Annotated in this window: 21 protein-coding genes and 1 pseudogene; 15 read left to right on the top strand and 7 right to left on the bottom strand. The window is 61.0% G+C overall.

What is annotated here, in order from left to right; translation table 11 throughout:
- Positions 1–60: 60 nt before the first annotated feature.
- Together ACIGJB_RS29050 and ACIGJB_RS29045 are read right to left on the bottom strand one after the other, a co-directional pair.
- Positions 61–372 (bottom strand): hypothetical protein, encoded by a 312-nt coding sequence (locus tag ACIGJB_RS29050; RefSeq protein ID WP_483733378.1) that lies wholly within the window; start codon positions 370–372, stop codon positions 61–63.
- Between the two features lie 680 nt (positions 373–1,052).
- Positions 1,053–2,411, bottom strand: coding sequence for an NCS2 family permease (locus tag ACIGJB_RS29045; protein ID WP_483733377.1), 1,359 nt, complete (start codon positions 2,409–2,411; stop codon positions 1,053–1,055).
- Positions 2,412–2,826: 415 nt separating this feature from the next.
- Between ACIGJB_RS29045 and ACIGJB_RS29040 the strand changes: the two genes are divergently transcribed.
- Positions 2,827–3,030 (top strand): cold-shock protein, encoded by a 204-nt coding sequence (locus tag ACIGJB_RS29040; protein WP_006159057.1) that lies wholly within the window; start codon positions 2,827–2,829, stop codon positions 3,028–3,030.
- Positions 3,031–4,555: 1,525 nt separating this feature from the next.
- Positions 4,556–5,650: a replication protein RepA gene (locus ACIGJB_RS29035; RefSeq protein ID WP_483733376.1), complete on the top strand. Its 1,095-nt coding sequence runs from the start codon at positions 4,556–4,558 to the stop codon at positions 5,648–5,650.
- A 93-nt stretch (positions 5,651–5,743) separates the two neighbouring features.
- Here the strand turns inward: ACIGJB_RS29035 and ACIGJB_RS29030 are convergent, their stop codons facing one another.
- Complete coding sequence (locus tag ACIGJB_RS29030; protein ID WP_042880443.1) at positions 5,744–5,947, bottom strand: cold-shock protein; 204 nt, start codon at positions 5,945–5,947, stop codon at positions 5,744–5,746.
- A 377-nt stretch (positions 5,948–6,324) separates the two neighbouring features.
- Between ACIGJB_RS29030 and ACIGJB_RS29025 the strand changes: the two genes are divergently transcribed.
- Positions 6,325–6,984, top strand: a complete 660-nt coding sequence (locus ACIGJB_RS29025) for an AAA family ATPase (protein WP_483712825.1) — start codon at positions 6,325–6,327, stop codon at positions 6,982–6,984.
- Positions 6,985–6,987: 3 nt separating this feature from the next.
- Positions 6,988–7,998 carry a ParB/RepB/Spo0J family partition protein gene (locus ACIGJB_RS29020; protein WP_483733375.1) on the top strand — a complete coding sequence of 337 codons (1,011 nt, stop codon included), beginning with the start codon at positions 6,988–6,990 and terminating at the stop codon, positions 7,996–7,998.
- Positions 7,999–8,068: 70 nt separating this feature from the next.
- Here ACIGJB_RS29020 and ACIGJB_RS29015 read toward each other — a convergent pair whose 3' ends face one another.
- Positions 8,069–9,634, bottom strand: coding sequence for a phage integrase family protein (locus tag ACIGJB_RS29015; protein WP_483733374.1), 1,566 nt, complete (start codon positions 9,632–9,634; stop codon positions 8,069–8,071).
- A 650-nt stretch (positions 9,635–10,284) separates the two neighbouring features.
- Between ACIGJB_RS29015 and ACIGJB_RS29010 the strand changes: the two genes are divergently transcribed.
- From ACIGJB_RS29010 to ACIGJB_RS28990, 5 genes are all read left to right on the top strand, one after another.
- Positions 10,285–10,578 carry a hypothetical protein gene (locus ACIGJB_RS29010; protein WP_483733373.1) on the top strand — a complete coding sequence of 98 codons (294 nt, stop codon included), beginning with the start codon at positions 10,285–10,287 and terminating at the stop codon, positions 10,576–10,578.
- Positions 10,579–10,591: 13 nt separating this feature from the next.
- A complete protein-coding gene (locus ACIGJB_RS29005) occupies positions 10,592–11,860 on the top strand; it encodes a flippase (protein WP_483733372.1) in 1,269 nt (422 codons plus the stop codon).
- Entirely contained in the window at positions 11,853–13,085 is a 1,233-nt protein-coding gene (locus tag ACIGJB_RS29000) for an O-antigen polymerase (protein ID WP_483733371.1), read from the top strand. The genes ACIGJB_RS29005 and ACIGJB_RS29000 overlap by 8 nt, the downstream gene beginning before the upstream one ends.
- Entirely contained in the window at positions 13,078–14,022 is a 945-nt protein-coding gene (locus ACIGJB_RS28995) for a glycosyltransferase family 2 protein (RefSeq protein ID WP_483733370.1), read from the top strand. The genes ACIGJB_RS29000 and ACIGJB_RS28995 overlap by 8 nt, the downstream gene beginning before the upstream one ends.
- Positions 14,023–14,293: 271 nt before the next feature.
- Positions 14,294–15,574 (top strand): hypothetical protein, encoded by a 1,281-nt coding sequence (locus ACIGJB_RS28990; protein WP_483733369.1) that lies wholly within the window; start codon positions 14,294–14,296, stop codon positions 15,572–15,574.
- 70 nt (positions 15,575–15,644) lie between these two features.
- Here ACIGJB_RS28990 and ACIGJB_RS28985 read toward each other — a convergent pair.
- Positions 15,645–16,811 (bottom strand): annotated as a pseudogene (locus tag ACIGJB_RS28985) (IS256 family transposase); the annotation flags it as partial.
- Positions 16,812–16,867: 56 nt separating this feature from the next.
- Between ACIGJB_RS28985 and ACIGJB_RS28980 the strand changes: the two are divergent.
- Complete coding sequence (locus ACIGJB_RS28980) at positions 16,868–18,127, top strand: IS256 family transposase (protein ID WP_483730391.1); 1,260 nt, start codon at positions 16,868–16,870, stop codon at positions 18,125–18,127.
- Between the two features lie 19 nt (positions 18,128–18,146).
- Here ACIGJB_RS28980 and ACIGJB_RS28975 read toward each other — a convergent pair whose 3' ends face one another.
- Positions 18,147–18,308: a hypothetical protein gene (locus ACIGJB_RS28975; protein WP_483732376.1), complete on the bottom strand. Its 162-nt coding sequence runs from the start codon at positions 18,306–18,308 to the stop codon at positions 18,147–18,149.
- A gap of 199 nt (positions 18,309–18,507) precedes the next feature.
- Here ACIGJB_RS28975 and ACIGJB_RS28970 point away from each other — a divergent pair, with 199 nt between their 5' ends.
- The 5 genes from ACIGJB_RS28970 to ACIGJB_RS28950 all read left to right on the top strand — a co-directional run bounded on the left by ACIGJB_RS28970 (position 18,508) and on the right by ACIGJB_RS28950 (position 24,880).
- Positions 18,508–19,614 (top strand): ligase-associated DNA damage response exonuclease, encoded by a 1,107-nt coding sequence (locus ACIGJB_RS28970; RefSeq protein WP_483733368.1) that lies wholly within the window; start codon positions 18,508–18,510, stop codon positions 19,612–19,614.
- Positions 19,611–21,311 (top strand): ATP-dependent DNA ligase, encoded by a 1,701-nt coding sequence (locus ACIGJB_RS28965; RefSeq protein WP_483733367.1) that lies wholly within the window; start codon positions 19,611–19,613, stop codon positions 21,309–21,311. Before ACIGJB_RS28970 ends, ACIGJB_RS28965 begins: the two co-directional genes overlap by 4 nt.
- Before the next feature lie 1,665 nt (positions 21,312–22,976).
- Complete coding sequence (locus tag ACIGJB_RS28960; RefSeq protein WP_483733366.1) at positions 22,977–23,837, top strand: helix-turn-helix transcriptional regulator; 861 nt, start codon at positions 22,977–22,979, stop codon at positions 23,835–23,837.
- Between the two features lie 197 nt (positions 23,838–24,034).
- Complete coding sequence (locus ACIGJB_RS28955; RefSeq protein ID WP_483733365.1) at positions 24,035–24,505, top strand: DNA-binding response regulator; 471 nt, start codon at positions 24,035–24,037, stop codon at positions 24,503–24,505.
- A 96-nt stretch (positions 24,506–24,601) separates the two neighbouring features.
- Positions 24,602–24,880, top strand: coding sequence for a hypothetical protein (locus ACIGJB_RS28950; protein WP_483734696.1), 279 nt, complete (start codon positions 24,602–24,604; stop codon positions 24,878–24,880).
- Between the two features lies 1 nt (position 24,881).
- Here ACIGJB_RS28950 and ACIGJB_RS28945 read toward each other — a convergent pair whose 3' ends face one another.
- Positions 24,882–25,202: a hypothetical protein gene (locus ACIGJB_RS28945; RefSeq protein WP_483733364.1), complete on the bottom strand. Its 321-nt coding sequence runs from the start codon at positions 25,200–25,202 to the stop codon at positions 24,882–24,884.
- Positions 25,203–25,431 lie beyond the last annotated feature (229 nt).

Below are 25,431 nucleotides of genomic sequence, written 5' to 3'. Positions count from 1 at the left end.
CCCGGCGCATTGGCACCGGCCCTCCCGGCCGGTGCGCACGCCGCGGACTCGACGTCGGTATCACGAACTGGACTGACTATGCGCCGGCTCGCCCATGACAGCGAGCGGATCGCTGCCCAGGTGCAGCTGCTCCTGGAGGCGGCGGCGGACAATATCGCGCTCGCGCATCAACTCGACGCGCGGCGCCTCGGGCGTCTGCCCGGAATACTGGTAGTACAGCGCCTTGTAGGTCTGCTGGCTCAGGATCCATTCCTGCAGCAGTTCGCGTTGGCGGACCAGCTCGGCTTCAAGCAGCCGATGCCGCCGCAGCAGGTTCTCAACGGCCTGGCGCGTGGTCGAGGACAAATCGCCGTCCTCGAGCAGAGTGGTCACGTCGGACACCGCTGCGCCGTCATGGCGGATCTTGCGGGTCGCTGAATCTCCTCTGGCGTCTCCCAACACTGCCCAGGTTCGATGCATGGAACGATGGGCGGACTCGCTGATGGGCCCGATGGCGGGTCGCCGGATTTCTCCTGCGTTCATATCTGATCCCCGTTGTACAACACCCCCGGCACTACACGTTCGCGTTTACCACTCTTCTGTCTTGAAATTTTTGTTTGTTTGGCGCACGTGTGTCCGCACGCTCTGTCTTCGTGGTGGCGATGCCGTATTGAAATACGGTCTGATCGGATGCGTCCCACGACGGGCGGACTTGCCGAAGATCTATCGCGGCGCTCGCTGGCGCCTTGCCGGGATGAACCGGAGTCGAGAAGGGGCGCGTCACGCGCCCCCCGTTTGCCACGCCTCTAGTTCAGTGCATTTGCGACGGTTTGTCCAGCCCCGAGTGGGGGATGTCCGACCAATCTCATGCCGGACTCATCCTTTGGGATGAAGCGCGCGTGAAGCATCGTATTCGCTGCATTTTTCGCAAACAACCGCTTCCATGGCAATCCGGCACGCTGTGGCCGCCCCGCAGAAACGGGTACGCTTTGCCTCGCCATACCACGCAGAAACGGGTACGCGGCAGCCGCCGCAGCATGCATTCCGGACAGGCAAGCTGTGGCGTTCCGGTGTCAGTGACCTGGCAAATAGTAGAACTTGAAGATAAACACGGCCGCGATGATCCACACCATGGCCGGCACCTGCCGGGCCCGACCGGTCAGCAGCTTGAGCACCGCGTAGGTGATGAAACCGAACGCCACGCCATTGGCCACCGAGTAGGTGAATGGCATGCCAAGCGCCGTCAGCACGGCCGGAACGACTTCGGTCACGTCATTCCAGTCGATGTCGAGCAGCTCGCGCAGCATCAGGCAGGACACATAGAGCAGTGCCGGCGCGGTGGCATAGGCGGGAACCGTGCCGGCCAGCGGCGCGATGAACAGGCAGGCCAGGAACAAGACCGCGACGGTTACCGCGGTGAGGCCGGTGCGTCCTCCGGCCTGCACGCCCGACGCGCTTTCGATATAGGCCGTGGTCGACGACGTGCCGAGGAACGAACCGGCCATGATGGCCGTGCTGTCAGCCATCAGCGCCTTGTTGAGTCGGTCCATGCGGCCGGCCTTGAGAAGGCCGGCGCGGTTGGCCACGCCCATCAGCGTGCCGGTCGCATCGAACAGTTCGACCAGGAAGAAGACCAGCACCACGTTGATGATGCCGATCGACAACGCCGCCGACACATCGAGCTTGAACAGCGTGGGGCTGATCGACGGCGGCGCGGAGAACACGCCGTGGAACGTATTGCCAGCGAAGAGGAAGCTCAGCACCGTGGTCAGCAGGATGCCGATCAGGATGGCGCCCTTCACCTTCAGCTGGTCCAGCGAAACGATGACGAAGAAGCCGACAATCGCGAGCACGGCGGACGGCTGGTGCAGGTCGCCGATAGTGACGAGCGTGGCCGGACTGGCGGTGACGATGCCCGCGTTCTTGAGCGCGACGATCGCCAGAAACAGGCCGATGCCCGCGGTGATCGCCACGCGGATCGAGTGCGGAATGCCGTTGACGATCATTTCACGCACGCGGAACAGCGTCACCAGCAGGAACAGGCAGCCCGAGATGAACACGGCGCCCAGCGCGGCTTGCCATGCGAAGCCCATGCCCTTCACCACGGTATACGCAAAGTAGGCATTCAGGCCCATGCCCGGCGCCATGGCGATCGGATAGTTGGCGTAAAAACCCATGATCAGCGTGCCGATCGCGGCGGCCACGCAGGTCGCCACGAAGACCGCATCCTTGGGCATGCCGGCATCCCCCAGGATCGACGGGTTCACGAAGATGATGTACGCCATCGTGAGGAACGTGGTCATCCCCGCCAGGACTTCGGTGCGCACATCGGTCTGGTGCTCGGATAGCTTGAAGATCCGCTCGAGCACGGAAGGCGTGGGCTGGCTTGCGGCGGGGCCGCCCGCTTTGGAAGCGGGTTCCGGTATCGACATCAAAGGTCTCCTGAAAGTCTGTCGTTATGGCATCGGGCTGCGCATGGACAACCGCCGCCGCGGAAGGGGCAGCAAGGGGCCGCGGCATGGGCAAGCATTGCGCGCCGGGCTGCCGCCAGCGTACTGTGGTACAGATTGGCTGCGCAGGTGCCTGCGCCGACGCATGAACGACATGCAAAGCGCGTGATGATCCCACAGCGCAGGAATGTGATGCCAGCCCCCGCTACGGGCCATCCCGAACTTGACGGTAGCATCGTTCCCCCGTATAAATCGCACTAGATTCAAGCGACGAGGCAACAGTTCATTCGTTAGCCACCGTCTGGTACTTCGGTTGTCCATGGTGTCCTTTCCTTGAGTTCCGTGTAGAGTGGCGCATTCGCCATTCGTTTATTTTATTTTTTCTGGAAAGCAAATCATGCAAACCGGTATCGTCAAATGGTTCAACGACGCCAAGGGCTTCGGCTTCATCAAGCCGGACGCAGGTGGTGACGACCTCTTCGCCCACTTCTCGGAAATCCGCTCGGACGGTTTCAAGTCGCTGCAGGAAAACCAACGCGTGTCGTTCGAAGTCAAGAACGGCCCGAAGGGTCTGCAAGCCGCGAACATCACCCCGCTGTAAGCTGGTACGCGGCGCGCCCCGCGCGCCACGATAAGAAACCCGCCCCTGAGGCGGGTTTTTTTGTGCCCGGCGCCGCGCACCTCGGCCGCCCGCGCCGTTTTCATCCCCCTTTCACCTGGCCCGCTCGGGCCCAGTCCCCGGGCGGCTACAGCACATTCTTCCGCAGCCAACTCTCGTTCGCAGAAACGGGTACGCCCGCGCTCGATTCCCCTTCGTTTGAAGTAACGCATTGCGGCGCAACACGCAGAAGTGGGTACGTGGGCGCCGCCTCTTGTACGCAGAAACAGGTACGCAGCACGCCGAACATGATTCCCTGCCGGAAACTGTCGCGCAGAAACGGGTACGCAGAAGCCTGGATACGCGCAGTTGGCCTCGCCTGCGTTGCGTAAACGCACACGACCGCTTGCGCCGGTCAGCATCACTTTCTTTCGCAGAAACGGGTACGCGCGATGTTGCGGCGCGACATCCCGCCAATCAAGAGGTCGTGTTTACGGGCGCCGCAGAAATGGGTACGCCCTTTTTTGTTTTCCCGCCCGCAACGACGCGCAGAAATAGGTACGCCCGTCAGCAACTCGATGTCGGGTCGCCGTCTATTGGCCTCGCTCGGCAGCGCGAGCCTCGCAGAAACGGGTACGGCTCGGATATCCGCATACAGCTGCGTATACGGGAGAAGTGAGTGCTGGCTTTTAACGAGATGGTGATGTATAATGGAAAGTGCCGTGAGAATTTGGGCGCTGGTGGAGAGCAACTCGCAGAAACGGGTACGCTAGTTGCCGCAGGCTCGGACTTGATAGACGCAGAAATGGGTACGGCAACACTGCGCTTCCCACATTGAGTCGCAATCGCAGAAATAGGTACGCCGCAGAATTGGGTACGCCCGCTAGATCCCAGTGGCGAACCAGGCCTCAGCGCAGAATCGGGTACGCTTTACGCCGAGGCGGCGCAGAAACGGGTACGCTTTGCGGCGGATAGGCGATGGGTATACTCCGACACGAACCCATTTCTGCGTGGATAACTCCGTAAACCGGCCGCCCTGGCCCGTTCCCCCCCAAAAACCGCACTTTCATCGCAGAAACGGGTACGCTAACGAGGTGTCTTGCTGTGGAAAAGCCTGTGGGAACAACAGGTTATCCACGCAGAATCCGGTTCGGGGACTGCGCTGAAACAGGTTCGCTCTTGCGCAGATTCGGGTTCGGGCCTACGCAGAATCGAGTACGGTTCTCCGCAGAATCTGGTTCGCGGGCAGTTCGAATCCTCTTTGAAATCAATGCCCTGACCTCTCCGTATACGGTTTACAAGTAGTTAACCCGTATCTGTATCGTTTACTGGTAGACAAGGCCTGGCCATCCGTGGACAACCCCTGCGGGTTGCCCACCGACAGCCAGCCTGCCATCAACGAGGTAAACACGGCACCTCAACCCAATCGGCATTCAGGGAAGCACCGTAGAAACGTATACGTACCCGTTTCTGCGTGACAAGGTTTACGGGTTCGCGTAAAAAGGCGGGTAATCCGAAGCACGCCAATATGCCCATCAAACGCTCCCCGGTCGCCGCGGGGGATCGCTCCGTCCTGGATATGGACGGCGAGCCATCCCGCATCATTGTTCCTGGCAACGAGAACAGCCTGGTTCCGTCCGAGAAATTTCAACGTCTGTTCGACGAGGCGCAAGCCATGGAGCGCGAAGACGCCTGGCAAAGCGGCGAAGTCGGGTTCCTCAGTCGTGCCAGCGTGCAGGTCACGCTGCCGTATCGCGCGCCCAAAGGCGCGCCACCGGTATGGACGCGTACCAGCGGCAACATTTCGCTGATGATCCAGCCTGGCTACTTCACGCAGCAGCGATCGGAGCGCGCCAGCAATGGCCGGCAGAAGTTGGTTTCCGAAACCGTGTCGCTAGGCTATCCGTATGGGTCGTATCCGCGCCTGATGCTTGCCTGGATCGGCAAGGAAATCATGGCCAAGAAGAAGCGGGGGGAATTCACCGGCACGGTGGAAGACCGACGCATCTCGCTGGGCAATTCCTTGTCGGAATTCATGTACAACCTCGGCATTCCGATGGCGACGGGTGGCAAGCGCGGCACGATGACGCTGGTCCGGCAGCAGATGATCCGCCTGTTCTCGGCGACCATCGCGATCGTCCAGAACAAGTCCACGCCAAGCCAGAACCAGAACAGCAGCCACGAGCCCTTGTCCATCGACCGCGTCGGCTACTTGCTGGCCGATCAGCTGTCGACGTGGTGGGATCCCATGCAGCCCGGCCAGGGCTCCATGTTCGAGAGCTTCGTAGTGCTCTCTGAGCCCTTCTTCAACGAGTTGGTTAACCGTCCCGTACCGGTCGACATGCGTGCACTGAAGGCGCTCAAGCAGTCGCCGTTCGCGCTGGACGTTTACTCGTGGCTGACGTACCGGTTTTTTACGATCCAGCGGCGCACCGAGATCCCGTGGGAAGCCCTGCAGATGCAGTTCGGCACGGAAACCGAAAGCGAGCGCAAATTCCGCGCACTGTTCCGCAAGGCGCTCAAGGACGTGCTGGTGGTCTACCCGGGCGCCAAGGTCGATGCGGACTCTTCGAAGGCCCTGATCCTGCAGCCATCCCGAACCAGCGTCAGAAAGCTGGGCTGATCAACGCGCCGACAACAAAAAAGGCAAGCGCGAGGCTTGCCTTTTTTGCTTTCGGGCGACGGGCCACGCAGCAAGCTGCGTGGCCCATGCTCATCAGGCGGGCTTGATAGCCGATGCCTGCAGACCCTTCGGGCCTTGCTTGACCTCAAAGGTCACGCGTTGACCGTCCTTCAGGGTCTTGAAGCCAGCGCCCTGGATTTCGGAGAAGTGCGCAAACAGATCTGCACCGCCGTCGTCCGGGGTAATGAAGCCAAAGCCCTTGGTCTCGTTGAACCACTTGACCGTACCGGTTGCCATAAGAATTTCCTTTCGAAGCAAGTTCTCTTGTACACCACGCAAACAACCGTTCAAGCACGTTGATTCTCGTAGATACCGAACGGAAGCCGACGAGGTGACACGACTTGACTCGACTGTAGGGCGCATCATAACCAGATTTGTCCTGGTCTGTCATGTGCGCCGTAAAGCGCACTACAAATACTTTAGGCGGATTGTCTGCCGCATTTCAAGCGGAAATATCAAACAGTGGTGGTTTCACCAATGGCGGTGAGAAACAACACACGCTTGCCCGATTACAAATGTTATAAAAATTTAGAATACGGTTGATACGCCACCTGGATTTGGCTAAAGTGGCGCCTAAAGTTAACCGCGCTTTCAGCGCTGAAAGAGAGGTCCTTGTGGCAGCAAAAATCATCACAGTCTTCAACCAGAAGGGCGGGTGCGGCAAGACGACGGTGAGCATGCATCTGGCCGGAACGCTGGGCCTGCGCGGCGCGCGCTCGATGCTGGTCGATATGGACGAGCAAGGCACGGCGACACGATGGGCGGCTCAGGCCAGCGATGAGCGTCCGTTCCCCGCCTCGGTGATCGGTCTGGCGCCGTCCGGCGGGGCGATGCACCGGGAAGTCCGCAAATTCGTCAATGATTACGATTACATCGTTGTCGACTGCCCGCCGGCCGTGCATTCGGCTGCACCCTCCAGCGCTCTGCTGATTTCCGATCTGGCCATCATTCCGGTGGTACCGTCACCGCCCGACCTCTGGGCTGCGGTGGCGGCAAAAACCCTCGCACAACACGCGCAGGTCCAGAATGAAACGCTGTTGATTCGCGTGATGGCGAACATGGTGCAAAGGCGTGTTTCGATCGCGCGTCAGGCGATCGAGATCCTTGGTGACGACGGTGAAGTTCCGCTGCTGAATTCGATGATCGGATCTCGTTCGGCGTTTCGGGAGTGCCAGGCGATCGGTTGCACCGTCCATGGCGTAGCGGGCGCGCGTGAAGCCGTGCAGGAGGTCGACATGATGGTCGATGAAGTATTGTCTTTGATTGAGCATTAAGGCATGGCTACAAAACTGAAGAGCCTGAAAGCAGGCATGCTGGCCGGGATGGCAGCGGAAAAGACCCGTAACGATTCCATGGACCGCTTTGCGCGCGCGGAGGCTGCGATCTCACAGCATCCGAACGGGCTGCTACAGGGACGCCCGCCAGAACCGGCGCTGTCTTTCAGCGCTGAAAGTGCGGAAACGGAAAGCTCCCGTCCCCTGGTCCGGATTCCCCTGACCCACCTGCACGACAATCCGCTCAACGCGCGCCGGATCTACGACCCCGCCGTGGTGCAGGAGCGTGCCGCGTCGATCGCCACGCACGGGCAGAAGACGCCCGGCCTTGCCGCACCGGATCCATCCCGTCCGGGCCACTACATCCTGATCGATGGCCACTATCGCAAGCGTGCCCTGGCTTCTGCCGGCAAGCTGGAGATGGAGTGCTTTGTCGAAAATGATCTCAGTGATCTGGACTTCTATCGCCTGTCCTTCATGCTCAACGAGCAGCGGTCGGACCAGTCCGCGCTCGACAACGCGATCGCCTGGCGCCAGCTGCTGGACGAAGGCAAGGTGCAGAAGGAGGAGGACATCTGCGAACTGACCGGCATCTCCGCCGGCACGGTGAACAAGACGCTCGCCTTGCTGCGATTGCCGGAATCGGTGCTCGGGGTCATGCGTGAACGGCCGAACGCAATCGGCATCGCGGCGGGGTACGAACTGACACTCTATTTCAAGCTCGCCGGCGAGGACCGCACGCGCGACCTGGCAACGCGCATCATGACCGACGGCTTGTCGAGCCGCGAAGTGGAGTCCATCCGCAAGCAGGCCCAGGAAGGAAAATCACGCAAGGTGAAGGAAATCAGCCGCCAGTACAAGATCCGTACCGACGGTGGCCAGTTGCTCGGCACGATCAAGGAATGGGATTCCGGGCGGGTCATGCTCGATGTGCAGCTCAGCGACCGCGGCGCGCGCGAGGCACTGGTCGAAGCGCTCAAGACGCGTTTTGGCCTGGACAAGACGTTGCTCTGAACGTACCGCCTCAGGTTCCGCGTAGGAGGAGGGCGCCGTGATGGCGTTCCCCCTGTGAGCCTTCAAGCCTTCACTCCGCCGCGGAACGAATCTGTCGAGGTGTGAAAGCAGGCAATGCCTTCGCTTGCGTGCCAGCGTAGGTCTTCCACGCGGCCCGCAGCAACTGATCGAGACCGCTTGCTCCATAGCCGGCTGCGGACCCCGCCAGGCGCTTCGCGGTGCCTCGGCGAGTCGGCGGATAATCCGTCGGCCCAAGGAGCGCCGCGCCACGAGGCGGGGACTCCGTCAGGCCGCGCCGTACCCAATGCTTCCGCAACGCGGCAAGCGTATCCGGGGCCAAGGCGCGAGATCGTGACTTCGCATCATGCCAACGCAAGCAAGCTTCAAAATCTTCTATTTGCAATGCGTCGCACGGGATGCTGGCAAGTTCGCCGAGCCTGAATCCGTCCCGGACCAGCAACGCGGCAGCGAACGCTGCCTGCCACTTTGACTCGTCTTGCCTGCCCAGCCAGTCCAGGAATCCGTCGATGTCGCTGCGTGCGAGCGCACTACGTCCATCTGGCGCGACGACGGCACCAGCGTCGATGGCTGGCGTGTCGACGAGATCGATGCTGCCCGCACACGCCTTCGCCATCGACAGCGACTTCAACATGGCACGAATCACCCGCAGTGCCGCCGTCTGCGAACTGGCGCGCAGTGGTCCCTCGAAAGGCCGCCAATGTACGCGATCCCGTGGGCTGGCCGGCCCACACCAGAACGCGGCAGGCTCGGGGGCCCGCAGAAAGGTGACATATCTTTGCAACGATTCCACCGTGAGATCTGCCAGCTGCAGACGCTCTCTCGCCAGCCAGAGCAGTAGCCGTTCGGCTTCCTTTCGGTAACTGCTTCGCGTATGGGGCGACCTCGGCTTGGCGTCCAGCCATTGCCGCACACGCTCCACGTCCGATCCCGCCGCGCCCAAGTTAGGTTGGCCCGACAGCGGCCCCTGCATATGTTCCAGCGGCACCGGGTACGCCATGTGTGGACCCAAGGGAAGCGGCACGATGGAGGGGCGCTGAGAGACCTCGGAAGGCGGCACGATATGCGCCTCAATAAGTGCTTTATGATTATCTTTTGAGGGTTTGCGTTGTTCGATCAACCATCGCGTAATGACCTCCGCCGACTTCGGGCCAATCCGTGGCACCGCGCGCCACCAGCTACTGCCGCGCGCATTGGCGAGGCCGGCGAGATCGGAAACCTTGTGAATGCCGGCGGCGGCGAGACGGCGGGCCAGGCTTGGGCCGAACCACAGTCCGACTTCGTGCCCCGAGGCCGGCCGACCCTGCCCCAATCCTTCCAGCGACGAGAGCGCATCGACCCGGCGCGTCATGCCCACGTCGGACCGTCCGCGCAGCGCCTCAAACATTTCCGCGATATCCGGGCGGTCATGCTGCAGGGCAAACTGGACGAGGCGGTCCCGCAGCGCCAGGATGCGCGCGATGGCCTGGCTCTCGGTCAGCGCGTCGTCATCGTCCGGATCGGACAGGTAGCGGTTGGCGATGTCGACCGGCCGCATGCCCTGCGCGTACGCGCGCACAACCGCGAATTCCGTGCGGGTCAGCTTGGTGGCGGCCGATGCGCCGTGATCTTCGCTCATCCTAGGTTCTTAGCTAAGTGACTGAACTATAACAACATTATTCGAAGTGGATTCCGAGCAGGCCACTTTTGCGGCACCAAAGTTAATGTAAATTATTTTTGTGCGAGTCACCATACTTCATTGGCTCGAACTTGTGATTTCGGACTGTGTGGCGGCCCCCCTCGCTAGATTGCCACCCGGCTAACGGGGACTTGCGGCAGTTCTCGGCTGAGGTCGCGAGAGCGAAAGCGTACCCATTTCTGCGTGTGCATTACCCGATCGCAGAACTGGAACGCTGGGCGCGCGGAATGCCCGATATAAAGGCGAGCCAGGCGCTGCGGCCAAGCAAACGTCGATAGCGACGTCGATGCGGCTCCGGCGAAACACATATATGGCTTGCCGCACATAGATACGCCCTGACGCTGCCAGCACCGCCGATAATTCTTGAAACCGGGTAAGGCGCCAAACCATCCGTCTGTCCGGATCGCTCACACGTTCAAGCATCGTGTCTGATGCTGAGGATTCTCATTGCCGCGGAGATTTGCGAGCGCTCTGCATTCTGCAATGCGCTGATCTGGGTGTCATTCAAGGCGGACGAAGCGTGGCCGGCGCCGATGCTTCGCAGTTGGCGGCTTGGCTGAAAGACGTTACCTCTCTATCCCGACACATCAATGAACCACGACCTTGCCTTCGCGCCGCCGGCACGGCCACTGGACGTTGCGATCGATTTCGAGCGTCTCTTCGGCGTCCTGGTTGCGCAGCGCCCGCTGATCGCCACCTCGGCGTTGGCGCGCGGCCTTGAAATCCTGCACTCGCGCCTTGCGGTCGCGAGCGCGGCGGATGATCTTCAACGCTATGTCGAAGCCGAGCCGAAATTCTTCCCCTTGATGCGTCGATGGCTGGTGAGCAGGATGAAGCCGCGTTCAGATCCTGGCCTGAGATTGCCAGGCTCGACCACAGATTGAGATCGTGTAGATCATGCGGCTATCCCATATTTCCTGGAATCTGGCTGGATTGGCGCTCCCATTACTCGTCGCCGCTATCACGGTCCCGCAACTCATACAGAAACTCGGAAATGAACGGTTTGGGTTGCTAGCGCTGGCATGGGGATTGATCGGCTATGCGGGCGCGCTGGATCTCGGGATCGGCCGTGCACTGACGCAATTGGTATCCAGTTTGCGGGGCGCAGACAATCTGGCAGATATACCGCACGTGCTGGCGACAGCCCGCCGGATTACTCTTGTGGCTGGGCTGGTCGGTGGCATTTTGGTCGCGGCGACCGCGTTGCTGGGTGGATACGCCTGGATCGATGCCCATGGTACTCCCCCGCTTGAGATCCGCTCGGCCATGATATTGCTAGCGATCGCGCTACCGGCCCAGGCGATGAGTGCCACCTATCGCGGGATGAACGAAGCCTTCCTGAACTTCAAGGGCATTAGCTTATTGCGCGCGGGACTCGGCGTCATCAATTTTGGCGGGCCGTATCTGGTGACGCTCTACACCAATCAACTTCCATGGCTGATTGCAACGCTAGTGGTCAGTAGGGTCCTTGCCTTGTTTGCATTTGACTACCTGGCTGCCCGATGCATGCGAAATGGTGGAGTTGCATATAAGGGCGTCTATTCTTCGAAAATTGCGCGATCGCTGTTCGCTTTCGGCGGATGGGTCACCGTCAGCAGCATAGTAAGCCCGATCCTGGTCCAGGCAGATCGCTTTGTCATTGCCTCGGTCATCTCTGCTGCGGCAGTGACGGTCTATGTTTTGCCTTATGAGATGGTGACGCAGAGCTTGATATTGGTAAGCTCGGTGTCGTCCGTCATGTTTCCAACCTTGAGCCGGTTGATGCGTGAGCATCCTGGCGAGTGGCGCCCCTATTTTCGTCGCTGGCTGTTCATCATGATCGGAATAATGGCCGTGGTGAGCATATTAATGGCCTTGCTTCTGCCTGAGGTGCTCTTGTGGTGGATAAAGGGGCATCTGAAACCCGAATCGATTGCAATCGGCCAAGTACTGTGTCTTGGAGTCTTTGCCAATGCGATCGGCTCCATGTTTTACGCGTTGATTCAGGCCGGCGGGCGAGCCAATCTGACTGCGACATTGCATGTCATTGAACTGCCGATTTTTGTTGTCGCGCTATATTTTCTCCTGGATAGATACGGTATTCATGGTGCGGCTTGGGCCTGGGTGGGTCGTATGATCTTCGACGCCAGCGCGTTAGCATACTATTCTAGGGTGCGGAATGTTTGAGGTATTGCTGCTCGTTACGTTGGCGGGGTTGCTGGCAGCGAGTCGGCGACAATTGGGGTTTGGGAATCCATTCCAGATCTACTTCTTCCTTTGGTTCGCCCTGCTCCTTGGGTATTATCTGTCGCGGGATAGCTTTATCCCGGTTTCAACGGAATTTATCCTTCTTATTCTGACGGCAAAGCTTCTTGCGTTGCTTATTATGTTCTGGTGCCATCTCCGACTCCGGAGGGAAAGCACAAAAGTCTGGCGGCACGGGGTCATTGCGAAAAAAAACAGATTTATTGACCTGGCGCAGCTAGTGGCGATCATTGCCCTCCCGCTCGTCTACGGGCGAGCTACGGAAATTGCGGACGGGGAGAGTGTTTTTACTGTCGTGGGTTATATAACCCTCCGTGCGGGGATGACCGAGGACGGGCAGGGTTACGGAATATTGGCATACCTGTGGGTACTTTCTTTTGCGACTACCTCCGTGTCGATATTTCTTTACCGCCAGTCAAATTTGGGAGCTGGTCGCCTGTTCCTTTCCTTTGCGGTGAGCCTGTGTTATTGCTACCTTAGCACTGGTCGGACCTATATCTTATTCTTTTTGTGTCTGGCTCTCGTGCCGTTGATGACTGTCGGCGCAATTCGTCTGCGCGGATTATTCGTTGCGCTACTCATATTTACAGCATTATTGGTATTTGTGACGACGATGACTGCGAAGGGGATTTCCGCGGATGACGGCGTTGCGGAAAATACAACATCTTTTCTCGAAAGCCTGCGGGGCTATACGATTGGCCCTCTTCTAGCGTTTTCCCGCCTTGTGGAGTGGAATCCGGATTTAAGCTGGGGCGAGAATACCTTTCGCCTGTTTATCTCCATTCAATATGCGCTGGGCCTTTCAGATATGGCCCCCGTATCGTTGATGAAAGGGTATGCGTTCGTCCCGGATCCAACCAATGTGTATACGGTGTACGAAGTTTACTTCCGCGACTTTTCGTACCTCGGCGTGCTAATTCCACCGGTGTTCCTGATTTTGCACTCCTGGCTGTATAGGAAAGCGCGCTCGAGTGGCGGGGTCTGGATTTTTTATTATTCTGCCTCGGTGTACCCGTTGGTGATGCAGTTCTTCCAAGATCAGTATTTTTCTTTGCTGTCAACCTGGATTCAGGTCTGGTTCTGGTATTGGCTCTTTACGACGCCGAACCGATTTAGATGGAAGAAAGGAGGGCTCGGTCATGCTTGATATTGTTCTGGTGAACTGGAATAGCCGAGGACAACTTTCGGATGCCATCGCAAGTATTGTGCAGCATCACGACGGTCTGGTCAGGTCGGTAATTGTTGTCGACAACGCGTCAAGTGACGATTCGCTTTCGCTGGCGGAAGCGGCGGCATCCAATTCGCCATTTGATGTAAAGGTAATAGTTAACACCAGAAATCGCGGCTTTGGTGCGGCCTGTAATCAAGGCGCGGCGCTTGCCGAAGCGGAGTTTGTGCTCTTCTTGAACCCGGATGCGAGAATATTTGCCGGGTCTTTGCTTGTACCGTTGACTTATCTTAAGGAACCGGGGGCGGCGGACGTGGGGATTGTCGGTGTTTCACTTGTGGACGAGAAGAATCAAGTGGCGCGCAGTTGCTCGCGTTTTCCGACGGTGGCATCTTTCTTTGCCAACGCCACCGGACTCAATCGTCTTCCGGGCCTCCGGCGATGGACGCAGGCCATGGTGGAATGGCCGCACGATTCGAACAGGCAGGTAGACCAGGTGATCGGTGCATTCTTCTTGATGCGTCGTGACCTGTTTGTGGCACTGGGCGGATTTGACGAACGATTCTTTGTTTACTTCGAGGAAGTTGACTTATCGCTACGCGCCCTTCAAGCCGGATTCCGGAGCATGTATATCGCTGACGTCCAGGCGTTTCACGCCGGTGGCGGCACCTCGCAACAGGTAAAGGGACATCGGTTGTTTTACTCCCTGCGTAGCCGCTTGCTTTACGGGTTCAAACATTTCAGGCGGATGCCCGCGTGGACGTTGGTTTTTGTGACGCTTTGCCTGGAACCGTTAAGTCGCATAGGCTTTCTGCTAATCGCCGGAAAAATTGATGATGCGCGCAATACGTTGATGGGCTATCGCATGCTGATTGGAGATCTCGGCGATATATTGATGAGGGCGAACCGGCCATGAAAATACTTATGCTGTTCCGCCTGCGCTTCAAGCAAAAGAACCGCGCTGGAGCGATGGCAAATGAGTATGGTGTTGCCACGATATGAGTCAAAGGCGGAGGATTCTTTTCGGAGGGCTTGCAACGGGCATTGGTGCTTCGCTGCTCCGGTGGCAAACAGGTCTCGCCGGCACTGAAGAGCGCTCTCCATCGCCTCGTCCGGGGGACGAACCGACAAGCGTAAGGCGGTTTGGTGCGCGGGGAGATGGTGTTGCCGATGACACTGCTGCCGTCGTGGCTGCCGTGGCGGGGGTCAGGGATGGCGGTACGTTGGTGTTTCCGGCCGGCGGTCGCTACAGGCTGACGGAGGTGGACCTTTCCGGAAAGGCGGTCACGGTCGTCGCGTACGGGGCCGAAATCATATGTGCCATCGAGGGCAAAGGCGCCATACGGAAAAGCGATCACGGAAAGAAGCTGACGATCTGCGGTGGCAAATTCACCGGGCGGGGTATCGGCATCAGGTGGGTGACCGGCACCAGCACGACTCAATACGATGATTTCTTGCTGGTCGGCGTCAATTTCATGAATGCCGACTACGGCGTATATCTCGATGGAGTGCGCGAAGGGACGCTAGTCGGGTGTTCCTTTGACGGTGCGTTTGGCAACAAGGGGGTTTACCGTGTCAGGACAGTCAATACGCAGCTTATAGGCTGCAATTGGAAGAATACGGCATATATGGTCAATGATGACGGTGACTATAGCCCTTATTCTGCTGGTCTGATTATCAATGGCGGTGCCGCCATCGGCTGTGCGATCGGCGTCTATTCCCAGGGAACTGATTTGGTAACGATCACCGGGGGGGCGGTGATTGATTATTGTGATGCCCCCGTATTGCTGCGTGGGGTTGATGGCGTCGAGATCAATGGTGGGTGCTACCTGTCAAGTCGCCAGCTTCGCGGGGGAAAATCCAATCCCGCGTTGGAGGTCACCCTGGCTGGCAACGGCGACCCCACGAGAAACCTCAAGATTGGCTTTATTTCGACACTGAACCATTCGAACGATGCCGGCGCGGATTGCATCAGGCTGCGAGGTGTCGCTTCGGGATTCCTGGTGCACTGTACGATCTCATTCTTTAGACGGTTTGGGGTCGATTTCGCTGGCTGCACGCGCTTCCAGGTTAACGAGAACACGCTGGCTCGCGGGGCGGGTTCGCCTGCCACGACGGCAATCATTGAATCGGCGGACGGTGAAAGCAGCAACAGCGTGAGCCGAAATGATACCGGGGGGATGCGGATATCTACCTTGTTCGCCAGGGTTGAAGGCAACCTGGGGTTCGCTACCGAAGGAAGTGGCGAGGCAATGGCCGCTGCAGATGCATCTTCGGTGATGGTGAAGCATGGCTTGAGCTATACACCGGCCAAGAGCGAAATTGCATTGACAGCCACCAACCGGGAGGCAGCGAACGCCAGGCCGTATATCGCGGCCGTATCATCCACGACATTCACGATCGGTTTCGCCTCTGCTACGACGTCAAGTGCAAGCGTGGCTTGGCATGTAAAGAAAAAAACGTTCTGACCTGGCGCTGGGCGCGGCCGAACCACGGACGTGTCAGGAATTTCGTGTGCTGAGGTCGTTGTAAGAAATCTCAGCCGATGGCGTTGGTGAATCGCTCGCCAAACAGAATGGCGAACTGATTGACTGCCTGCCGCCAGGTGATAGGCGGCATCTTCCAATCCTTTTCGATGTTGCGCAAGGCCAGAAACAACAGCTTGCTGGCCGCTTCGTCGCTGGGGAAGTGGCCTCGATTCTTGACGATCTTGCGCAACTGCATGTGCATGCTTTCAATGGCGTTGGTCGTATATATGATTCTGCGTACTTCCGGTGGATAGGCAAAGAAGGGAATCACTTGCTCCCACTGGCGTTGCCACATGGCCGCGACGGTAGGGAATTTACGACCCCATTCGCCTTGGGAGAAAGCCTCCAGCGCCGCTGCTGCCGCATCGGCCGTGGCGGCCTGATAGATCGGCTTGAGCGCCGCAGCGAGCGGCTTGCGATCCTTCCAACTCGCCAGACTCAGCGAATTGCGGATCAGATGCACAATGCAGGTCTGGATCTGGGCATCCGGATAGACCGCTTCGATCGCCTCGGGAAAGCCGCGCAAGCCATCGACCACTGCGATTAGGATGTCGTTCAAACCGCGGTTCTTCAATTCGTTGAAGACCTTCAGCCAGAACTTGGCGCCCTCGGTTTGCTCGATCCACAGGCCCAGTACTTCCTTGCGGCCGTCGGCCCGAATGCCCAGCGCCAGATAGACCGCCTTGTTCTTGACCGTGCCTTCGTCGCGAATCTTCAGCCGGAGCGCGTCAAAGTACACGATCGGATACATGGCCTCGAGCGGCCGTTGCTGCCATTGCTCGACGTCGGCCAGCACCTCATCCGTGACCGTGGAAATCAGATCGGGCGACACCTGGAGCCCGTATAGCTCCAGCAGATGGCCCTGAATCTCGCGCACGCTCATGCCGCGCGCATACATGCTGATGACGTGGTCGTCGAAGCCTGGAAGCCGGCGTTGATACTTGCCAACCAACTGCGGCTCGAACGTTGCCTGCCGATCGCGCGGGATATCGAGCGTCAGCTCGCCGTTGGGCGTAATGACTGTCTTGGGGCTCTTGCCGTTGCGGTGGTTGCCGGCTTTGCCTTGCTCCGCCTCGCTCTCCAGGTGATGAGTCAGTTCGGCCGCCAACATTCGCTCGGCCAATTGCTTCTTCAACTGCCCAGCCAGGCCTGATTCGCCGAGGATCGACTCGGCATCTTGGGCCTGTCAGAAATTTTGTGTTTAGGGCATAACATGTCGCCAAGGAGCATGTCATGCCACGTAGAAACAAGACGAGTCAGGCCGCCGATCGTGAGCTGCCGATCATTCCCGAGGATCTGATCGCCCATTTCGTAAAGGGCCCGATGACTGCCGAGGCCGTGCAGGACGCCTCAATGGCATTCAAGAAGGCCCTGATCGAGCGGGCCTTGGGCGCTGAACTCGGTCATCATCTGGGCTACCCGGCTGGCGCTGAGCGCCCAGCCGGCACAGCCAATCAACGCAATGGCAAGAGTGCTAAGACGGTTTTGACCGAGGACGGGCCGCTGCGAGTGGATATTCCGCGCGACCGCGACGGCAGCTTCGATCCGATCCTGATTCCCAAGCACGAGCGGCGCTTCACCGGGTTCGACGACAAGATCGTCGCCATGTACGCCCGCGGCATGACCGTGCGCGAGATCCAGGCGTTTCTGGCCGAACAGTACGGCACCGAGGTGTCGCCAGAATTCATCAGTTCTGTAACTGATGCAGTCATGGACGAGGTCACCACCTGGCAAGCCCGCCCGCTGGAGGCGATGTACCCGGTGGTGTTCTTCGACGCGCTGCGGGTCAAGATGCGTGAGGACGGCGTGGTACGCAACAAGGCCGTCTATCTGGCCTTGGGCGTGCTGCCCGACGGCACGCGCGACATCCTGGGCCTGTGGATCGAGAGCACCGAAGGCGCCAAGTTCTGGATGAAGGTGTTCAACGACCTGAAGATCCGCGGCACGCAGGACATCCTGATTGCAGTGACCGACGGGCTCAAGGGCATGGAACAGGCCCTGAACGCGGTGTTCCCGGCCACGACGCTACAGACCTGCATCGTGCATCTGATCCGAAACAGCTTGAGCTACGCCGGTTGGAAAGAGCGCCGGACCGTGGCTGCGGCGCTTAAGCCCGTGTACACCGCGCCCACTGTTGAGGCGGCGCTGGCCGAACTGGCGGCGTTCGAGCAGAGCGAATGGGCTAAGAAGTACCCCCCGATCGCCGCGTCCTGGCGTCGCGCCTGGGATCAGGTGATCCCGTTCTTTACATTCCCACCGGCGATCCGCAAGATCATCTACACGACGAACGCGATCGAGAGCATCAACGCGCAACTACGTAAGATCATCAAGACCCGGGGGCACTTCCCCAGTGACGAGGCGGCAACGAAGCTGCTATGGCTGGCCCTGCGCAACATCACCGGTAAGTGGGGCAGCTCAACGCATGACTGGAAGGCTGCCATGAACCAGTTTGCGATTCTCTATGAGGAACGCTTTACCCACCCGCATCACTGAGATAATCCTGGCTCACCGGTTAAGTCGACGGTGCGCCTTTAACTGCCCTGAACACAAAAACGCTGACAGGCCCGGCATCTTTGTTCTGGACCTGCGCCAGCAGTTGATCGATCAGTTCATCAGGGAACAGCTTGGGTGCCTTCGGGCTCTTGCTCTTCTTGGTCACTGTTGTGTCGGTCATAGGACGTTTCCGTAATCGTCTCATGACCTCGTCACACTAAAAATCTGACAGGCTCCGAACCACTTGTCGGCGCCCACCGACACCATAATCATCCCCAGCCGCCTTCATCCCCTTCGATCCGCCGACGTATGATGCCCACGTCTCCCCACTCCAGGGACATCGCGGCCGCCTGCCGGCCGCAGCGCATCAGGAGGCATGCTTGGACCTACCCCGACCGCTTTCCTCCGACACGCCACGCGGCGGCGATCTCATCCTCGCCCGCCCGGAAGGCCTTTACTGCCCGCCCGGCGATTTCTACATCGATCCCTGGCGTCCGGTGGACCGTGCGGTCATCACTCATGCCCACTCCGACCATGCCCGCGTCGGCCACGCGCACTACCTGTGTGCCGAGCCCGGCCGCGGCGTGCTGCTGGCGCGGCTGCCCGGCATCCCGCTCGACACGTTGCCCTACGGCCAGCGCATCACCCACCACGGCGTCACGCTGAGCCTGCATCCGGCCGGGCATGTGCTCGGTTCCGCGCAGGTGCGGCTCGAATACGGCGGCCAGGTGTGGGTGGCCTCGGGCGACTACAAGCTCGAGGCGGATGGCACGTGCGACCCGTTCGAGCCCATGCGGTGCGACACCTTCATTACCGAAAGCACCTTCGGCCTGCCGATCTACCGCTGGCCGCCGCAGGCGGCGCTGATGGCTGAGATCTTCCACTGGTGGCAGGCCAACGCGCAGGCGGGGCGCGCCAGCATCGTCTATGCCTATACCTTCGGCAAGGCGCAGCGCATCCTGCACGGCTTGCTGCGCCACGCCGGCGCGGACGGCCTGCCCGGGCCGGTGATCGTCCATGGCGCGCTGGCCATGCTCAACGCCGCCTATGCCGAAGCCGGGGTGGCGCTGCCGCCGATGTCGGTGGCCCCCGACCTGCCGCCGCGCAGCCCGCTGCTGCGGCGGGCCCTGGTGGTGGCACCGCCCTCGGCGCAGCGCTCGCCGTGGCTGCGCCGCTTTGGCGATGCCTCCGATGCGTTTGCCAGTGGCTGGATGCAACTGCGCGGCACGCGCCGCCGCCGTGGCGTGGACCGCGGCTTCGCGCTGTCCGACCATGCCGACTGGCCGGGGCTGCTGCAGGCGATCGATGCCACCGGCGCGGAGCGCATCATCGTGACCCACGGCAACGTGCCGGTGATGGTGCGCTACCTGAGCGAGCGCGGCTGGAAGGCGCAGGCCTTCGAGACCGAATTCGGCGATGACGACGAATCCGCGCGCACCGAGGCGCAAGCGGAGTCCGCCGCCGACGGCGAGCCAGCGTTGCCATGAAGGCCTTCGCCGAACTCTACGCCGCGCTCGACGGCACCACCTCCACCAAGGCGCGGCTGGCTGCGCTGGTGGACTACCTGCGCGCGGCGCCGCCGCAGGATGCTGCCTGGGCCGTATATTTCCTGGCCGGTGGCAAGCCGCGGCAGATCGTGCCGGTGTCGATGCTGCGCGAGCTGGCGCGCCAGGCCGCCGACCTGCCGGACTGGCTGTTCGAGGAAAGCTACCAGGCCGTCGGCGACCTGGCCGAGACCATCGCGCTGCTGCTGCCGGACCCGATGGATGCCGACCGCGCCGGCCTGGCTGAATGGGTCGAGCAGCGCCTGCTGCCGCTGCGCGGCCTGCCGCCTGACGCCTTGATGCCGCGCCTGGACGCACTGTGGCGGCCGCTCGACGCGCACGGCCGGCTGGTGCTGTTCAAGCTGATCACCGGTGCGTTCCGCGTAGGCGTATCGCGGCTGCTGGTGACGCGCGCATTGGGCGAGGTGGCGGGCATCGATCCCAAGCGCGTGGCCGAGCGCATGGTCGGCTACACGGACTTGTCGGCGCGGCCCGACGCGGCACGATTCCAGGCGTTGATCGCATCGGAAAGCGACGACGATCGCGCGCTGCGGGCCGATGGCCAGCCCTACCCGTTCTTCCTCGCGCATCCGCTGCAGGCGCCGCTGGAGCAGTTCGACGCTGTGCTGGGCGCGCCCGAAGACTGGTTGGTCGAATGGAAGTGGGATGGCATCCGCGCGCAGCTCGTTTGCCGTGGCAGCCAGACCTGGCTGTGGTCGCGCGGCGAGGAACTGATCACCGAGCGTTTCCCCGAGATCGTCGACGCGGCTGCGGCGCTGCCTGAGGGCACCGTGCTTGATGGCGAGATCGTGATCTGGCAGCAGGGCCGCGCGCAGCCCTTTGCGCTGCTGCAGCAGCGTATCGGCCGCAAGACGCTGAATGCCAAGCTGCTGCGCGAAGCGCCGGCCATCCTGATGGCCTATGACCTGCTCGAATGGCAGGGCGAGGACTGGCGTTCGCGGCCGCAGGCCGAACGCCGTGCGCAGCTGGACCAGGTCATCGCCCGGCATGTGCATCCGTCGCTGGAACTGAGCCCGCGGGTCGAGGCCGATGACTGGCCGCACTTCGCCAGGCTTCGCGAGGCCTCGCGCGATCTCGGCGTGGAGGGCTTTATGCTCAAGGCTGCCAGCGCGGCCTATGGCGCGGGGCGTACCAAGGATGTGGGCGTCTGGTGGAAGTGGAAGATCGACCCGTACTCGGTCGATGCCGTGCTGGTCTACGCGCAGCGTGGACACGGCCGTCGTGCCAGCCTTTATACCGATTTCACCTTTGCGGTCTGGAGCGTGCCGCCCGGCACGCCGGGCCGCACGCTGGTGCCGTTCGCCAAGGCGTATTCCGGCCTGACCGATGAAGAGATGCGCGCGGTCGACGCCATCGTGCGCCGGACCACGGTGGAGCAGTTTGGCCCCGTGCGCAGCGTACAGCCGACACAGGTATTCGAGTTGGGCTTTGAGGGGATCGCCCGAAGCGGACGGCACAAGAGCGGCATCGCGGTGCGCTTTCCGCGCATGCTGCGCTGGCGCACCGACAAGCCGATCGAGGAGGCCGATACGCTGGCCACGCTGGAGGCTATGCTGCCGGGCGCCGGCAAGGTGAATCAGGTGGCAAGCCCTGCTTCATCGAGTACGGAATCGAGCTGAGCCTTCAGCAGACCGAGCAGGCAAAACACACTGAAGCTGGCCTCGGATCGTTCGCATTGCAGTTCCAACAATTGCAGGACACCGTCGAGACGGCGTGGACTTGCTCCAGGCTGGCGTTGGCTGCGGACATATCAATCTTGGACATTTGACCTCCATCGTTGTGGAAGGCCCTGCCGGGTTTGTGGGGAGAGGGGTGGCGGGCCCGACGACGAGGGTGGAAAGCGACCCCAAGAGAACGCTCAGCCTTGCGGCTGCCTCGCCCGGCCCGCCGTAGAAAGAGGCGTGCTTGAGCACGAAGCGTCTTGAGTAGGACGATCCGCTTGGGGGTCGGGTTTCCACACCCGGTCACCGTTGTGCGATGACGGGAACTAGTTTCGCTTCTTGCTGTGATCGTGAGTCGATAGGACGGTTCGCATTTTTTCTCCGGACCGTCTGTGAGTGGGTGATGACTGGCTTGTCGTGCTTGGCAGGCGCAGCTGTTTCGCCGGCGTAGCCGGCGAGTCACTTTTTGTCCGAGCGACAAAAAGTAACCAAAAAACGCGTCGCTTGCCCTAACGGGCGAATATTGATCGTAGCGTACGACGAATTTCGTACGGGTATTAACTTCAGAGCGTGCCTGGCTGCCTGCCGCATGGTGCGCGTCCGCATGCAGGCTTTCAAGCCGTGATTGAACCAGCCCCGAACCTGTCCGTGGCCCCTGCTTCCACCGCTATCGCATCATCGCCTTCGGCTGCTACGCGGCTCACTAGTCGGATTGTCAGAGGCATTAACGGCGCTGGCGTCGGTGCTTCCGCTTCCCCTTCGCCGTTTCATTTTCTTTCGCTGAGCCGCGCGCAGCGCAGCCGTAGGCGATGATGCGATATCGCGGGCAGTGTCGGGCCACGGACAGGTTCAGGGCTCGTTCAATCATTGGCCGAGAGCCTACATACGGTTGCGCACCACGCGGCAGGCAGCGGGGCAGACTCTGAAGCGAGTACCCGTACGAAATTCGTCGCGCACTACGATCAATATTCGTCCGCTAGGACAAGTAAACGCGTTTTTTGGTTACTTTTTGTCGCTCGGACAAAAAGTGACTCGCAGGCTACGCCTGCGAAACAGCTGCGCCTGCCAAGCACGACAAGGCAACCCTATAAGTGGATTCCGCGCTGCATTTCCAATGCCTCACCCACACCCCCCTCTTCAGCGGGGACCGCATCAAACTCATCCCGCCATACCACCCGATCGGGTGTCGTAATCCTCGCGAATCAGTCGCCGATATAACGCTTTCCGCACAACAGCATCCGCAAAGCGGCGACAACGACACATATCGTTTTCCACACGCATCATGCAAATTGACCATGGGGAAAACCCCCTCGGTCCGCACGAGCCTTGCTTTCCCCCATCCCCTTTCATATGCTCGTTACCAGAGTTACGAATACTTACATCTGAGTTCAATGGCGTCTAAGAACGCCATCGGGTTTGATAAGCGTCGGATAGACGCAAACGGGGCGATTCAACATCTCCAAGGGAAGGGACCATCAGCAGACCGGACGGGTACGCTGAAGGGGCTGGAGCGCTGTCGGATCGTAGGGAAAATGCATCCCGCAGGATAGCGAGGCATTTTCCGACCGCAAGTGCGGGTTGTCGCAGGGTTCGCGCTTGCCGCTACAAGAAAAGAGAGCGGCCATGGCCACCATCCTCTTGATCGAGCCTCATCCACTGTTGCGCCTGGGGCTGCGCCATCTGCTGGCGCAAGCACACATCCCCGGGGACCTGATCGATATCGATCCGCTGGCGCCCATTGAATCTGACCTCTGGCTGCATGGCGCAGACCTGCTGGTGTTCGGACTGCCGTCCGACACCGGCACCGGCTGCCAGCAGCTGGCCGAGCTGTGCGAGCACCTGCAGCCGCAACGCGTGCTGGTGCTGGCCGAGTCTCCGGCCGCTGCGCTGGCCACCACCGGCTTGCCCGAGTCCGTGCGCGGCTGCATGCACAAGCACAGCAGTGCCGAGGCGCTGGACGCAGCAGTGCGCCTGGTGCTGGCCGGCGGCGAGTGCTTTCCGTCCCGCATCCAGATGGAAAGCACGGCAGACGCCATGACCGATGCACCGGTCGCGCACAGCATGCTGTCCGACGCGGCGGCCGGCGAGGCCCGCAACGTCGTGGCGCTGCAACGCGGCCATGGTTTGCTGGCGACTGGCACCCACATGGAAACTGCACAGCCCGCACCGCGCACCGTGTCGCTGTCGCAGGTAGGCGGCTACGAAACACCGTCCGCTGGCGCGCACCTGCTCAACATCACCGAGCGGCAGTACGAGGTGCTCGCACTGCTTGCGCGCGGCTATCCGATCAAGACGGTCAGCCGGATCCTCAACATCTCGGTCGCCACCGCCAAGACGCATGCATGCACGCTGTACCAGCGGCTGCACGTGCGCAACAAGGGCGAAGCGGTCTACGTCGCGCTGCAGCGCGGTGCCACGCTCAACTGGGCCGGTCCGCCAACGGCCGGCCAGCCGCAGATGTCGGCGGGCATGGCGGCGGCATAGTCGCTGCCGAGCGGTCTCATCCTTCTGTAGAGCCGGGCTCATCCAAAAGCATGAGGCAGGCGTTGCGGCGGGTTGCTACGTTTCAAGCGAAGGCACGGTGCGCCCCGCTTGCCGCGCTGGGCAGGCGGGTACAACGTGCTCCGATTCTTCAACGGTGGTATTGCTTCCGCGGCCAGGGCCGCCGCTCCATACCGTCAATGTCGACCTATCTGATTGCCAGCAATGAAGTGATGTGCCGGGTCCTGGCCCGCCGGCTGCAGGCGCTCAGCCTGCCCAGCCCGATCCGCTGGCGCGCGCCGCAATGGCTCGACGAAGCCGATGCTTCCATCCCTGCCGAACAAGCCGAAGACCCCGCCGACATGGCGCTGCTCGATTGCAGCGGGGTCGAAGGCGATCAACGCGCACTGCTCGACCGCCTGCACGCCAGGCTGGCGCCGCGGCGCTGGCTGGTGATCTCCGACCGGCTCGACGCTGCGCTGATGCTGCATGCCGCGCTGCTTGGCGCCAGCGGTTGCCTGGCGGCGCCGGTATCGGCCGAACTCGTGTGCGCCGCCACGGCGCTGATCTGGGCGGGTGGCCAGTGTTTCCCGCGCACCGCGCTCACGCTCGGCGGTGGCACGCCGCTGTCCTCCCTCGTTTGCCCGGTGAGGACTACGGCGACCGGATGAGGGCGAACCGCGCGCAACGCGGCTATGCTTGATTTGCCCGCGACAGAAGCTGGTCCCGCTTCAGAGGCCGCCGCCGCGGGAGTGCAAGGGGGTCGTATGGAGTGCGGTCTGGAATTTCTCATCGTGCGCGGCTTTGCCGTGCGCGAAGGGCGAGGCAAGTGGGCATGTTGCTTCGAAATCCGGCTGGCCACGCAAAGCGATGAACCGCTACTGTACCGCGGCGAACTGCATGGCCGGCAATTCGACTGCGAGCTCGCCGCCGCCGAGGCGGCCCGCGAGGCAGGCGAGCGCGAGGCGCGATTGCGCGTGGACAGCCTCAAGGCACTCATCATTGCCCAGCACCGCCACCGCGTCCCGGAATCATTTGTTCCGTAAGCTAAGGCACAGCACGAGCTTTGCGAAAGCGGGAAGGATCGGCGTTCGCGACGTCGATCCGCTCAAGCTTGCCGGCCAGTGCGCCGCGCAGCAGCCGAAGGCGATGATGCGATAACCCTCGCAGCAGGCCGCAGCAGGTCGCCACCATCCATCCCCCAGCAGAGAACCAAAAAAGAAGCCCGCCGACCGGGGGACCATGCGGGCTTTGAACCGTGCCAGCCGTGAAAAGCGCCTGCACGTCCCATCGACGATAGGCAATCGCCGTCCCGCTCTCCATCCGCCAGAAGCACCATGAGTGCGGGGTCGCGCACCAGGCATTCATTCCTCCTTCAACCCTGCCGCAGCCGTGCGATGACGCCCTTCGCGACCCGCCGCGCGCAGGCCCGCGGGACTCTGTGCGCCGTCCAACAGACTGCCGGGAACACGCCGCGCAATGATCGCCAGCACGACCGGTCACAGCAGCAGCGGATACGGTGGGGGAGGCGCGCAGGACAGGAGTAGATGCACGGGCATTCGACTGCAGGCGCGCTGGCGTGTGCAGCCCTGGCCGT

It is taken from the genome of Cupriavidus sp. C2SS-8b, from assembly GCF_057073745.1.
Note: the sequence above shows the minus strand (reverse complement) of the source record. Positions and strands in the feature narration are given on the sequence as shown.

What these genes read in the sequence shown, in the direction of transcription:
- ACIGJB_RS28965 (WP_483733367.1), top strand. Translation starts at nt 19,611, where the DNA reads ATGAAGGCCTTCGCCGAACTCTACGCCGCGCTCGACGGCACCACCTCC.
- ACIGJB_RS29040 (WP_006159057.1), top strand. Translation starts at nt 2,827, where the DNA reads ATGCAAACCGGTATCGTCAAATGGTTCAACGACGCCAAGGGCTTCGGC.
- ACIGJB_RS28975 (WP_483732376.1), bottom strand. Translation starts at nt 18,308, where the DNA reads ATGACCGACACAACAGTGACCAAGAAGAGCAAGAGCCCGAAGGCACCC.
- ACIGJB_RS29005 (WP_483733372.1), top strand. Translation starts at nt 10,592, where the DNA reads ATGCGGCTATCCCATATTTCCTGGAATCTGGCTGGATTGGCGCTCCCA.
- ACIGJB_RS29000 (WP_483733371.1), top strand. Translation starts at nt 11,853, where the DNA reads ATGTTTGAGGTATTGCTGCTCGTTACGTTGGCGGGGTTGCTGGCAGCG.
- ACIGJB_RS29045 (WP_483733377.1), bottom strand. Translation starts at nt 2,411, where the DNA reads ATGTCGATACCGGAACCCGCTTCCAAAGCGGGCGGCCCCGCCGCAAGC.
- ACIGJB_RS28960 (WP_483733366.1), top strand. Translation starts at nt 22,977, where the DNA reads ATGGCCACCATCCTCTTGATCGAGCCTCATCCACTGTTGCGCCTGGGG.
- ACIGJB_RS28950 (WP_483734696.1), top strand. Translation starts at nt 24,602, where the DNA reads ATGGAGTGCGGTCTGGAATTTCTCATCGTGCGCGGCTTTGCCGTGCGC.
- ACIGJB_RS29010 (WP_483733373.1), top strand. Translation starts at nt 10,285, where the DNA reads ATGAACCACGACCTTGCCTTCGCGCCGCCGGCACGGCCACTGGACGTT.
- ACIGJB_RS28955 (WP_483733365.1), top strand. Translation starts at nt 24,035, where the DNA reads ATGTCGACCTATCTGATTGCCAGCAATGAAGTGATGTGCCGGGTCCTG.
- ACIGJB_RS28995 (WP_483733370.1), top strand. Translation starts at nt 13,078, where the DNA reads ATGCTTGATATTGTTCTGGTGAACTGGAATAGCCGAGGACAACTTTCG.
- ACIGJB_RS28980 (WP_483730391.1), top strand. Translation starts at nt 16,868, where the DNA reads ATGCCACGTAGAAACAAGACGAGTCAGGCCGCCGATCGTGAGCTGCCG.
- ACIGJB_RS29015 (WP_483733374.1), bottom strand. Translation starts at nt 9,634, where the DNA reads ATGAGCGAAGATCACGGCGCATCGGCCGCCACCAAGCTGACCCGCACG.
- ACIGJB_RS29030 (WP_042880443.1), bottom strand. Translation starts at nt 5,947, where the DNA reads ATGGCAACCGGTACGGTCAAGTGGTTCAACGAGACCAAGGGCTTTGGC.
- ACIGJB_RS29035 (WP_483733376.1), top strand. Translation starts at nt 4,556, where the DNA reads ATGCCCATCAAACGCTCCCCGGTCGCCGCGGGGGATCGCTCCGTCCTG.
- ACIGJB_RS29020 (WP_483733375.1), top strand. Translation starts at nt 6,988, where the DNA reads ATGGCTACAAAACTGAAGAGCCTGAAAGCAGGCATGCTGGCCGGGATG.
- ACIGJB_RS28945 (WP_483733364.1), bottom strand. Translation starts at nt 25,202, where the DNA reads ATGAATGCCTGGTGCGCGACCCCGCACTCATGGTGCTTCTGGCGGATG.